The sequence below is a fragment of the Bacillus massiliigorillae genome, from assembly GCF_000380245.2.
Classification (GTDB): Bacteria; Bacillota; Bacilli; order Bacillales; family DSM-1321; genus Bacillus_AD; species Bacillus_AD massiliigorillae.
Genome location: NZ_HG428743.1, coordinates 235,342 through 247,029, shown reverse-complemented (window position 1 = coordinate 247,029; position 11,688 = coordinate 235,342). Strand labels below are relative to the sequence as shown.

General features: G+C 33.4%; 13 protein-coding genes and 2 pseudogenes. 10 read left to right on the top strand and 5 right to left on the bottom strand.

The annotated features are described in order from the left end of the window. Positions 1 to 200: 200 nt before the first annotated feature. Positions 201 to 782: pseudogene (locus tag TX86_RS19865) on the bottom strand (LOG family protein). Between the two features lie 93 nt (positions 783 to 875). Between TX86_RS19865 and TX86_RS19860 the strand changes: the two are divergent. Further along, positions 876 to 1,208: a MazG nucleotide pyrophosphohydrolase domain-containing protein gene (locus TX86_RS19860; protein ID WP_042351561.1), complete on the top strand. Its 333-nt coding sequence runs from the start codon at positions 876 to 878 to the stop codon at positions 1,206 to 1,208. A gap of 512 nt (positions 1,209 to 1,720) precedes the next feature. Here TX86_RS19860 and TX86_RS19855 read toward each other — a convergent pair. Then, positions 1,721 to 2,134, bottom strand: coding sequence for a MerR family transcriptional regulator (locus TX86_RS19855; RefSeq protein ID WP_042351560.1), 414 nt, complete (start codon positions 2,132 to 2,134; stop codon positions 1,721 to 1,723). A gap of 233 nt (positions 2,135 to 2,367) precedes the next feature. Between TX86_RS19855 and TX86_RS19850 the strand changes: the two genes are divergently transcribed. The 5 genes and pseudogenes from TX86_RS19850 (at position 2,368) to TX86_RS27315 (ending at position 5,487) form a co-directional block, all read left to right on the top strand. Then, positions 2,368 to 2,982, top strand: a complete 615-nt coding sequence (locus TX86_RS19850) for a flavin reductase family protein (RefSeq protein WP_042351559.1) — start codon at positions 2,368 to 2,370, stop codon at positions 2,980 to 2,982. Between the two features lie 224 nt (positions 2,983 to 3,206). After that, positions 3,207 to 3,656, top strand: a complete 450-nt coding sequence (locus TX86_RS25925; protein WP_052343782.1) for an HTH domain-containing protein — start codon at positions 3,207 to 3,209, stop codon at positions 3,654 to 3,656. 204 nt (positions 3,657 to 3,860) lie between these two features. Further along, positions 3,861 to 4,157, top strand: a pseudogene (locus tag TX86_RS27915) (DUF3986 family protein). Positions 4,158 to 4,211: 54 nt separating this feature from the next. Then, the gene (locus TX86_RS19840) at positions 4,212 to 4,736 is read left to right on the top strand and encodes an SF0329 family protein (protein ID WP_042351557.1); all 525 of its coding nucleotides are present in this window, start codon (positions 4,212 to 4,214) and stop codon (positions 4,734 to 4,736) included. Positions 4,737 to 5,151: 415 nt separating this feature from the next. Further along, entirely contained in the window at positions 5,152 to 5,487 is a 336-nt protein-coding gene (locus TX86_RS27315) for a hypothetical protein (RefSeq protein ID WP_042351555.1), read from the top strand. Between the two features lie 360 nt (positions 5,488 to 5,847). Here TX86_RS27315 and TX86_RS19830 read toward each other — a convergent pair whose 3' ends face one another. Beyond that, positions 5,848 to 6,543, bottom strand: a complete 696-nt coding sequence (locus TX86_RS19830) for a hypothetical protein (protein WP_042351554.1) — start codon at positions 6,541 to 6,543, stop codon at positions 5,848 to 5,850. Between the two features lie 513 nt (positions 6,544 to 7,056). Here TX86_RS19830 and TX86_RS19825 point away from each other — a divergent pair. The 4 genes from TX86_RS19825 (at position 7,057) to TX86_RS19810 (ending at position 9,567) form a co-directional block, all read left to right on the top strand. After that, the gene (locus tag TX86_RS19825) at positions 7,057 to 7,824 is read left to right on the top strand and encodes a GNAT family N-acetyltransferase (protein ID WP_042351553.1); all 768 of its coding nucleotides are present in this window, start codon (positions 7,057 to 7,059) and stop codon (positions 7,822 to 7,824) included. A 682-nt stretch (positions 7,825 to 8,506) separates the two neighbouring features. Beyond that, entirely contained in the window at positions 8,507 to 8,872 is a 366-nt protein-coding gene (locus TX86_RS19820; protein WP_042351550.1) for a DUF2089 domain-containing protein, read from the top strand. A gap of 13 nt (positions 8,873 to 8,885) precedes the next feature. Further along, a complete protein-coding gene (locus TX86_RS19815) occupies positions 8,886 to 9,275 on the top strand; it encodes an SHOCT-like domain-containing protein (protein WP_042351549.1) in 390 nt (129 codons plus the stop codon). A 10-nt stretch (positions 9,276 to 9,285) separates the two neighbouring features. Continuing rightward, positions 9,286 to 9,567, top strand: a complete 282-nt coding sequence (locus TX86_RS19810) for a hypothetical protein (RefSeq protein WP_042351548.1) — start codon at positions 9,286 to 9,288, stop codon at positions 9,565 to 9,567. A gap of 106 nt (positions 9,568 to 9,673) precedes the next feature. On the opposite strand, the gene TX86_RS19805 is transcribed toward TX86_RS19810, so the two are convergent. Further along, complete coding sequence (locus TX86_RS19805; RefSeq protein ID WP_042351546.1) at positions 9,674 to 10,192, bottom strand: hypothetical protein; 519 nt, start codon at positions 10,190 to 10,192, stop codon at positions 9,674 to 9,676. A gap of 11 nt (positions 10,193 to 10,203) precedes the next feature. Then, entirely contained in the window at positions 10,204 to 11,673 is a 1,470-nt protein-coding gene (locus TX86_RS19800) for an FAD-binding oxidoreductase (protein WP_052343780.1), read from the bottom strand. Between the last annotated feature and the right edge of the window lie 15 nt (positions 11,674 to 11,688).

Below are 11,688 nucleotides of genomic sequence, written 5' to 3'. Positions count from 1 at the left end.
GCCACATACACTCAAACATTTAGAGTGTGTAACCAAAGGCAAATAGCGATGCAAACTCCATTGCATCGCTATTTGCCTTTCATTATTACATATCATTGTTCGCTAACTAAATGCAATTAGGAAATACGATGGTTCTAAAGATATTCGAGCTCATTGAACGATAAGACACCATCAGAATACAATGGTGTCTCTCGAATATATTAAGCTTGATTTTCCTTAATGTATGTTTTTATTGCTGGAGGATTGTATACTCGAAATTTCTCAATTAAACTTGCTGGACTTGTGTCATTCAAAAGCATTGATAAGTATCTGTCTTGAAGAAATTGTTGTTCATTCATATGAGTAAAAAAGTTGATTAATTGGTCAAAATAATGATCGATATTTAATATCCCGCAAGGTTTATGATGTAAACCTAATTGTCCCCAAGTAAATACTTCAAAAAACTCTTCCATTGTTCCTGGACCTCCAGGTAATGCGATGAATCCATCTGCTAATTCGGACATTTTTGTTTTTCTTTCGTGCATAGAATCGACAATAATTAACTCTGTTAAATTAGTATGAGAAATCTCTCTATCTTCTAGCATTTTTGGAATAACACCAATTACTTGACCGCCTGATTCTAAGACAGTATCTGCCACAGTGCCCATAATGCCAACACTTGCTCCCCCATATACGAGCGTAATATTTTGATTAGCTAATTCTTTTCCTAATGCGATTGCTCCCTACTTATAAGTAGGTAGAGCACCTATACTAGAACCACAAAACACTGCTAAACTTTTCATAAAATCCCTCAATCCCTCAATTTCTCAAATGTGTATTATACTATGAAAGTATATAAAAAATTCAAATGTTTTTGAACTAAAGGGGATTATCATATGGATGTTAACGAATTTCAGCAATGGGTTAAAGACTATTATGAAGAGAGGGGATGGTCTAAACTAGATATTTTCATTCGCATAGGATTTTTAGCAGAGGAAACTGGAGAAGTTGCACGAGCAATAAGAGCTCTTGAAATTGGACGAGATCGCCCAGATGAATCTGATGGTACATATAGTGAAAAAAAGCAGGAACTTGTTGGAGAGCTAGGAGATGTGTTAGGGAATATTATTGTTATTGCGAATAAATATGATATAAAGCTCGAAGATATTTTTAAAACACATCAAGAAAAATTAGACGATAGATATATGGAAAAAATGAAAAATAGTTAAGTTTGTGACTAAATGTATTTAAACAAACGGGTGCAATAGCAGAAGATCAAGGCTATCATTTGATGGTCTTTTTCTTATGCAGCTATCGGGGCAGGATAGTGGAATAAAGAAAAACTAGAATCAACAAATAACATTAAAGTAAATCAAGAAAGTAGTATATGTAAAATAGGGTTTCTACAGAAAGGGGATAATTCCCAAACTTGTGGAAACTTCAAAAACTAGAAGGTTGTCTCTGCGAAAGTCTAAAAAAATGCTCAATACTATGCAACAAGCTATAACAGTTCTATTGGAGAGTCACAAAGGATATGGATTACATTGAATCAAGGAAAAATATTTAATATTTCCTCGAAAGACTAGACAAAACACGAACGAAAGCTTTGGTTTGACGACATTACACAAAAAACAGAGCACCCTTCGATGTCCTGCTTTCTGAGCCAAGTCAGTAGGAAATGTCGCAACTTATGTGACAACAAGTTTTAAGGCAGAGCAATTCATTAAGCTCAAGGCCATACTTATTTTGAAACTTCGTAACTTCCTTTGGAAAGCTCGTGATAAACGGCTAGCTTTTCTTTTGTAAGTGAAATCATCTGATCTAATTCCTGCTGCTTGGCTACTAAATCCAACAGATATTTCGAAAGTATTTCGGTTCGCTTATTTAATGTGGGAGTAAACTTGGCTGGGTCTTCCCCTAACTGTACTTTTTCCATCACACAACCGTCGCGAGTAAATTCTGTGATCTCCTCAAGTGATAGACCTAACTTTTTTAAATGATTTAAACACTGAATATATGAAACCTCGCTTTCGGTGTAGGTCCGTGCCCCTCCTTCTCTGCGACTCGGGCTCTTCAGAACTCCAATTTTTTCGTAATAACGCAATGTATAAGGGGTTAAACCCGTCCTTTCTGACACTTGGCTAATGGTGAGCAAGGGATGCATCCTCCTTTGTAATCTTGGTTTGTGGTTATCATACACCTTAGAGTCGACTCGAAGTCAAGTATTTAGAATCCCATTTTTATAAAATCCCTCCTTGACTTCGAGTCGGCTCTAATTTGTATACTGCAGTCATAACAGTCTAGGAGGAACTGCCATGATATCTGAATGTATAGGTCATTGATCAATCAATAATATATAAGAGCTAATCAAGAAAGGATGAAATCAACGTGGAAATTATTCCTGAAAACCTTACGTGGAAAGACAGTTACAAATTATATACAGGCTCTATTTTGCCTAGGCCGATTGCTTTGGTCTCTACGATCTCAAAGGGAGGTATTCCCAATCTTGCGCCTTTCAGTAATTTTTGCGGCGTATGTCCTTGGCCATTTATGGTAGGTTTTGCCCCCATGATTCGACCCGAAGATGGTACGAAGAAAGATACCACACGCAACATTGAAGAGATGAGACAATTTGTTGTCAATATCGTTACAGAGGACATTGTAACGAAAGTGCACGAAACATCCATAGAATTTGCCCCTGATATAGATGAGTTTCAAGAGACCGGCTTAACACCTATTCCTAGCTCGAAAGTGATGCCGTATCGAGTTAAAGAAAGTCCCATACAAATGGAATGTGTGTTGGAGAACATGCTGACATTTGGGGAAGGAGCCGGATCATCAAACTTCGTTATAGGTCGTGTCGTTAAAATACACATCGAAGATGCACTCTACAAGGATGGGAAAATAGATTTGGCCAACCTTAAGCCGGTAGGTCGTCTCTCAGGGCCCTATTATGCGAAAATGTCGGACTTATTTACATTGAAAAGTCCCCAACGAAGCTGACGGGGGCTTAAGTAAGGAAGAAACCAATCATATATTGCCGGAAATTTGGAATAGGCGAGCATCAGCAATAGTATCCTTGCATTGTTCCGGCAACAACGTGGAAGATCAGAGCTGTCATTTAGACAGCTTTTTCTTATGCAGCTAACGGAGCAGGTTAGTTCAAGAAGGGATATAAGCAATTGATATTGAAATAATTACAGAAGATATTAAGGGGGAATTTAAAATTGGATATCATAGTTGGAGATAATTTAACAGTTGGGGACCCAAGAGAAGATTTAAAAAAGATATTAGAAAAATATAAAGTGTCACCTAAAACTTTTGGGTTAATTAGTGGAATTAAAGAAGAAGAAGTTCTAGGTTATGCGTATAAAAATTCTACTCTAAGCAACTTACCATTCGAGAAAGAATTAGAAATAGGAACTTTTATTGGGCTATTATCAGATGGAATGGAACTTGTAACGGCAGATGAAAGAGTTAAAGCTATTATTGAACATTTAAATACAAGTTTTCAAATTTCGAATGAGACATTGGCTTTATATTCTCACATAGAAAAAAAGGAGTTAAATGATTTTCTCAATGATAGTAATACCCTATCATATGAAAAACGATATAGATTAGCAGCAGTTGTTTTGTTCTTAGATACAATAACTACACGATATACTCCTAAAAAATGAAATTAACAATTAATTTACATTAGGGGCATTATAATCATTGTTTGTGAAACTTTACACTTAAACTATCAGGTGCTTTAGTTCAATATCAAGGGCTGGGAACAGCTCTTTTTTGTTATGCAACTATCGGGGCAGGTTAGTGAAAGAAGGATTGTTGATTCTATAAGTAGAATTAATTATTCTAAATGATAAAAATAGAGGTGCTTAATGGATATTTTGTATGACAGTAGATATCATCTACATTTAGGTTTTTACGAGGATAATTATGATTTTGAGTCAATAGCACTAAAAAGACAATTCGTGAGTATATAGGATATTTTCTTTAATTTAGAAGTATATGGAATTTGAAATAGCACTCTAGAAAAAGAATTAACATTAGAATCATTTGGGACAAGAATATTTTCTATTTACCGCGAAAAAATCGATTATTATGCTAGCTCCCAGCAGTTCAAGCAATGGTTATCAAATAATATAAATTTAAGATGTGTTAATTGTTCAGTTTAATTGAAAGAAAAATTTTAATTGAAGCATTTAATAAGTTGAAAGGGAGGAAGTTTATTGTTATATCATCCAAAATGGAGTAAAGCAAAGAAACTTTTAATGAGTTTTGTATGCGATTCTTTACGTTCAAGAGTAGATTTTCAAGTGATTAATTATCGAAAAGCACACGACCAGTTAGGTAGAGCTGTTATAACAGTTGATAAAGTAGAAATATTAAATATGTGTACCATAACTGCTGAAAGTGAAGAATATTATAGAGAGCGAGATATTCGAATTCAATTAAATGATTTTAGTTATGATAGTGTATATAATAATCGAGCAATCCAAGAACAAGCACAAGACCAACTAAGAATGGAAGGCATCTACGCACAATATGATTTCTTTTCTGCCCTGGAGACATATTTTAATTCACCAATTGAAAATTCTTTAAAGTCGAATGATAGTTTAATAAAAATATTGTGTTTGTTGGACCGGCGTGTAGGAAAAAGAACTTTACGTAAAATGAAAGAATCCATTTCTAAGGAAAATACATTAGTTCAGGAATTTTATAATTTACGTTGTGATGCAGAAAATATTTATTGATACAGTGTAGGTGAATAAATATAAAAAAATAACTTCTTGTTTTATGGAAGTTATTATTAAAAATCAACATTGAACTTTAACTGAGCCTTGCCTTTTAAATAACACTAATTATCCCTCTCTAATTAATATTGGAGTCGTATCGATTTGTTGTGGAGCATTTTTGAAGAAAAAAGCACTTTAGTGAGTTAAAATTTTTTATTCTATTTTTTATCTGTAAAATAAGCAAAAACTTTAGGTTACCTAAAATTGTGAAGAATTACACTTAAACAAACGGGTGCGTTAGTGGAATGACATGGAAGTCGTTGGCTGCTTTTTTATTTTAGGATTTAGTAGGAAAGTTTAATAAGCAGGAATTAATAAAAAGAAGTTATTAATAACGAATAGATGAGTTTTATATTAATTCAGGAGGTATGAAATGAGTAACCTTTATAACAAGGATGAAAAGTCTAATACGCAAGAATTAATATATGTTAGTAGTGAATTGGGAGTTGATATTGTTGTTCTGAATAGACTAGAATCTGAACAATATATTAATAAGGTAATTGAAATGCACAGGCCTTTTAAGATTACTGGACATCTACAGTTGGATGTAGATTCTCTTACTCTATCATTGGAAGAAAACGAATACTCATATTCAGAACATTTAAAAAGCGAACCTACTTACATTTTTTTTGATCAGGATGGACTTGATAGGAGATCAGTTGTTATAGTTAAGGACGCTAAGTTAGTTGGAAAACTAATGGAAAACTAATTTGGAATGGAGTACTTTGTATCTAATGAAAAGCCGATTATCTAATTGCAGTAAATTGGTATGTAATACATTTTGCTGGTTCTGCGCCCAATGACTTAAGTGAATTAATGTAAAAATAACGAGTTATTTATTTTCTATTGTCTAATTTGAGTTTTCTTATACAACATACGGGGGGGCTAGAGTTAAAGATAAAGACTGCTAATAAGTAGTCTTATTTTTGTTATGGTGCTATCGAGGCAGGTTAGTTGCATAAGCGTTTAAAGAATTAATTATGAGGAACCAGAAGGTTGATTACGCATGTCTTTTTAAAAAATATTCAGAGAATAATCGGTAGAATACTCCTTATTTAGGAGTATAGAGTTATTCAAATAAAAAGAAATATTTCTTATATATATTACTGTATTCTTGTTCAGTAATTCCGAACTTTTCTGTAACGAGGTCTAATATAACTTTCGAATCCTTTTTGTGATTGTAATAATTACCTCCTACTGTAAGTTTGTTAAACAATTTAGTAGCATATCTTATGATTTCAATATCTTGGTCTATGAAGTCAAACTGAGGATTTTTATGTAAGTATTGTTCCATTAAGATTTTGTGTTCTTTAGAGCCCAAAATCAATTTGTTATCAATGTATAGTTCACTATCGCTTTTAACTTCTACCTTTTTATCAGGAATACAATTAGTAAGCTTGTATGTTTGGTCTTTTGTTTTACATATAATATTAATTGATTTTGTTCGTAAATGTGGACTTTTCAATTCAGTTCTTAAATAGTACCTAAGATGTTTTACGTAAGATGATAGAAAACCAAATTGTTGAGCGTGATTAAGTTCAACAAAACTATTACTTACATCTGCTTTAATTAATATTTCTTTATATGTAATTTTAAATTCTTTAAAGTTTATTAATGGGGTAAAGTGAGCGTTTTCAGAAATAAACTGATTTGAAAACTCCTGTACATTTAATGATGTTGCTTTTGCCTTATCCAGATTTATTAAGGTAGATGATATAAGAATTGATAGTACTATAAAGGATAAAAATATTAGTTTTTTTGTCATTCATGTCTGCCTTTCTATAAGTTATCGACGTTATAGTATCAAAATACAATATAAAAAAACATAACCAAAAATATGAAGATTTTTATGGGGAAGTGACGAATAAAGAAAACAAAAGAGTAAAAATGTTTACTAGTTCTTACACAGAGTCCCTATAACAAGAGGATAGATGCTTTTGATAACAAAAATCACAAAGAATGTACTTAAACAAACAGGTGCTTTACTTCAATATTGAGAGCTGTGATCAGCTGAAAAGCCCGCCGGTAGTGTTTTTCCTAAATCCGATAATATAACAATGATACTCTTCCCAATTGTGCAGTGACAAAAAAGTTGTTGAAAGAATGCGAGTCATTCTTTCAATAATCGTCCAGATTGTGGAGTAAATAAACAAGTGCGCTTTTAGTTTTCTGAAAATTATGGGAGGATATAAAAACTGTGAAGAATCTTTTATTAAAATAGAATTGGTCCTATAATAAAAAAGAGAGCGCGCTGTATTTAATTGGAAGGAGCAAAAAAATGATTGCAAATCAACAATTAGTTATAAACAATCTTGAAGAAAAAATAAGAATATTCACTCATGTGGTTAATGGAAAGCTTATCAAAGAAGAAGATTTCGTTTTGGCGAATACAGAAATACCCACCGATACATTCAATGTACTTTTGCCGAAATCTTCACATATAAAAAATGCATTTAATATTAGAAGTAGCATCGAAAATATGTCTCTTAAAGAATATCCCTTTAGTACGTGGATTGACTCCCGGTTTTTGAACGCTGGCTGGCAAGACCTGATGCAAGAATACGGCCTAAAAGAAGCAGAACGTAATGTAATGATGAAACTTGAAAATACTCTTAATGTCGGTCAAAGAAAGTCCCATCAGCTTATGATTACTCATGTGAGAAATTTAGAAGAACTTAAGGAATATAAAGAGGTTTTTATAAGCCTATTTGAAGGTACACCAGAAAAAGATGCGTTAGAAAATTATTTTAATAAGTTTTCTGAAGTGAATTTAGGTTCTGAAATTCAAATGTTTATTGGACGCGTCGGTGAAATAACTGTATCTACTGGTTTACTAATAGATAGCAAAGAAAGTTATGGTATTTATGATGTTATGACAAAAGAATCATTTAGAAGTAAAGGATATGGTAGTGAAATATTTCAATACCTTCTTACTCAAACAAAAGATAAACAAAAACCCGTTGTCTTACAAGCATCAAAGGATGGGGAAAATATCTATAAGCGCTTTGGGTTTATAGAGGTCGGAGAAATGGTTGTATTTGAATAAGGAGATTTCTTATCAAGCTAAAGGGTCCTTTAATTCATAAATCTTCTTCGCTGTACTTATTAGGATAAGTCGCAGTTCATATTAGCTTAATTCTAATATAGAGCCAACTTTTCTATTTAACCATTGAAACTTTGTTCTGATTAGCTTCACTTCTATTGTTAAATAAGTCCCTGCAAAGATATGATTGGGAATTAGCGAAAATGGTCTTCCTAACTCAATCATATCTAATGCTCCACTTTTTTAATTGCATCAGTCACACCTTCTTCAAAATTTAATCCTCCAGTCACTACTAAAGAAGACCAGTCAATTATATAGAAGAGGCCCTCAAATCACTTCGTAATCTGCATTTAATCAACCCGTAAGTTTACTAATTTCCAAGTTCTACTCATTAAATAATACATTGTTTACGCCTTGTGATTCATTATCAGTTGGAGCATTATTTAGCATTTCGAAGTTTAAGTAATCATGGTCATTATACAACTAGATATTTTCACCAAGAGGAATGTCTACAATTTCAAGCATTATGGTAAATATAATATTTGAATGACGAAAATATAAATTAATAATATTAACCGTTAAATTAATATTATTAATTTATATGATTAAAAAAATTAATTTTGTTATTTATATTTTTAATTTCTTGTTGTATAATCGAGTTATATACAAAGAAAGGAATTTTATTATGGCCTATCAAGTAATCACCAACTGCCCTGTTTGTAGTAAAACATTGAAAATTACAAAGTTACATTGCTCACATTGTCACACAACGATTGAAAATGAGTTTGAACTATCTAAGTTGGCATCTTTATCAAAGGATCAGCTTCATTTTGTAGAAGTATTTTTAACATGTAGAGGGAATATTAAAGAAGTTGAAAAGGAACTAGGAATTTCGTATCCAACGGTTCGTGGGAAGTTAACAGACATCATTTCATCCCTTGGATATGAGACGAAGAAGAAAAATGAAGTAGACGAGAAAAAAGTAGTCACCATGTTGGAAAACGGCGAAATCACAGCAGAAGAAGCTATTAAGCTTTTAAAAGAGGAATAGGGAGGAATTTATCATGAAAGAGGAAATTGCAAGAGTGTTAACAATGGTTCAAGAAGGCAAGATTGATGCAGATAAGGCATCAGCATTGATTGCCGTATTAAAAGAGAAAGAAGAAACAGGTAGCCAGGTTATTGAAAAGCCGACTACATATTTAGATAAAACATTAAAAGTTCGTATTGTATCAGCTGAAGATGATAATGTCACAGTCAACCTACCTATCAAACTGGTTAAGGTTGTATTAATGGCTGGACACAGCATTGCAGCAAGTATTCCTCAATCGGAAAAATACGTGAAAGATATAGATATTAACCTTATTGTGGAAGCCATTGAAAACGAATTAGATGGACAAATTGTTGATATTAAATCGGCAAACGGGGACACCGTTGCAATCTTCATTGAATAGTGATTGACTTATGATTCGTGTAAAAGTGAAAGTAAAAGACGTTCGGTTAAACATACCAATTCCATATGCTAGTTTGCACATAGCTGTTTCCATTTTGTCGTCGGAATTATTCCAGCAAAAATTAAACAAATGGACAAAAGGGTACTTTGAAAGAAAGAAACTGGAATTTACCTTTCCACAAATAGACAAAGAAATGTTAAAGCCTATCGTCAAGGAATTGAAGAATTATAAAGGGCTCGTGCTAGTAGATATTAAAGCCAAGGATGGTACCGAGGTTAAGGTCAGACTATAATTTGTTATAGAATACATTGAATAATGATGAAATAACTTAATGCCTTGTTTACAAGATAAAAGAAAAAATAAATGCTTTTATTTCTTATCAAAAGGTCGTTCGAAAATCACTTTTCGAACGACCTTTTTCTACGAATCTGATAAACTCCACAAATGCATAGAATGATTCCAAATATAGTTAGAAAAAATCCCGGAGACACGACTCTTATAAATGATAATCCAATCATAATCATACCTACGAGTAAATAATGGCTTGTTACATGTAAGTGATAGGTTGCTTGTTTGGCATGCCAACCGCGAAAGCATCCTTGAAGAAAGCCAAGAATAACTTGTAGTACTAGAGCTATATAAGGTAATAATTCGATAGTGAAAGGCACACTTCCTACTGTTGTGTAGACCAGCCCCATTCCTATATAGATGAAAGGAATCATGAATTGATTTGCTCTATTAGTCGTTTGAAAAACTCGATAGCCCCACGCTGCTGAAAAGGAGAATGCCGCAAACATCCAAGCAAATAACATATAGCTTAACGAAACGTCTTTCAACCATAGTATATAGTAAGGAAAAATAACCACTTGCCCTACCGTTACCACAAGAGGGATATATTGAGCTGCTTTGTTTTTCATGTTTGCTCCTTTTACTTGATGTAGTGGTCATAAAATTGATTTACAAAAACGGAATTCGGATCACGTTTTTGTTTTTCAGTACGAAACTGCTCCCAATTTGGATAGGCTTTAGCAAATTGTTGTTTCGTTTGGTACGGATAATAAGGTAAGTAATATGTACCACCATGTTGTAATGTTAAGTCTGTCCATTTTTGGATAAGTGATTGGGCGTTAGCAATATCGTCTTTCTGTAACCCATGTTGGATGAGTACGACGAGTCCCAGCATATCTTCTTTCGCATAGGAAAGACTAGTTTGTGTATCTTTTGAAGCATAGCGCACAGTGATGTTATGCACTTTAAAGTCAGTGTTTCGATCATCATGTGGCAATATTTTTCGTAAATCGTGCATGTATTCCTCATATTGATGAACAGGGATGAAGAACTCCTGTAATACTTCTACTCTACCTGGTCTAGTAAATTCCATGAAGGTGGATTCTGAACGCATTACATTATTTCGAGTTATATTGTGATTATTAAGAGAGTCTATATACACTTTTTGCGTTTCCCAGAAGAAATCTTCAAACTTTCCGCCTTTTCTTCCGATATCAAGTGCTAATTTACTTGCACGTGTACCTGTCTCACCTTTTAGACTTGTAGTGGCACTTGCTTTTTTCGTTTTCTTATAATCAATTACGTACATTTCTTCTAAGAAGCTACTTGGAGCGACGCTAATTCTTGCATAATGCATTGCGATATCTGGCTGATCTAGCACTTGATGAAAATAGTCTTCGTATTGTTCGGTGCGAAGTTTTTTCGTATGTATTGTGTATACCTCGTTATCTGTTAAATCTAATGTAACGTCAATAATAATACCGAATAAGCCATATCCACCAAACATATATTTCATCCACTCTTCTTGATAATTACGTGTAATGTGCTTAATGTCTCCAGTAGGAGTTAATATCGTCATCTCGCGAACCGTGTTTGCCATCGGACCGAAGCGTATATCACGACCGTGAGCATTCACGGAAAGAGAACCACCAATTGTAAAAATCGATTGTGATTGAGTAACTTGCAAGGCTAAACCATAGGGATTAATAGCTTTTTGTACATCTTCCCAAGTAGCACCACTTTCTACATGAACGGTTTTCTCTTTTGGATTAACCTCTAAGATCCGATTAAATCCACGCATATCAAGGACAATCCCATCTTTATAATAGGTATGACCACCTTGAGAATGTTGCAAGCCTGCGATGGAAATATGTTGCTTATTTTTATTTGCTTCTTTAACAATTCTTTGTAGTTCATATTGATTTTGTACTTCGACTACTCTTTCAATTTTTTCAGGGAGAAGTCCAGTATAGTCGGTTGTTAATGCACTGGTTGATAGACCATATTTTCGTTTTTCTATCGGAATGTTCCAAATGACAAAGCTTGTAAATAGCAATACAAGGGTACCAAGAAACCAAGGTTTTCTAGATAGATTTGTAATGGTTTTCATGTCATTCTCCTCGTT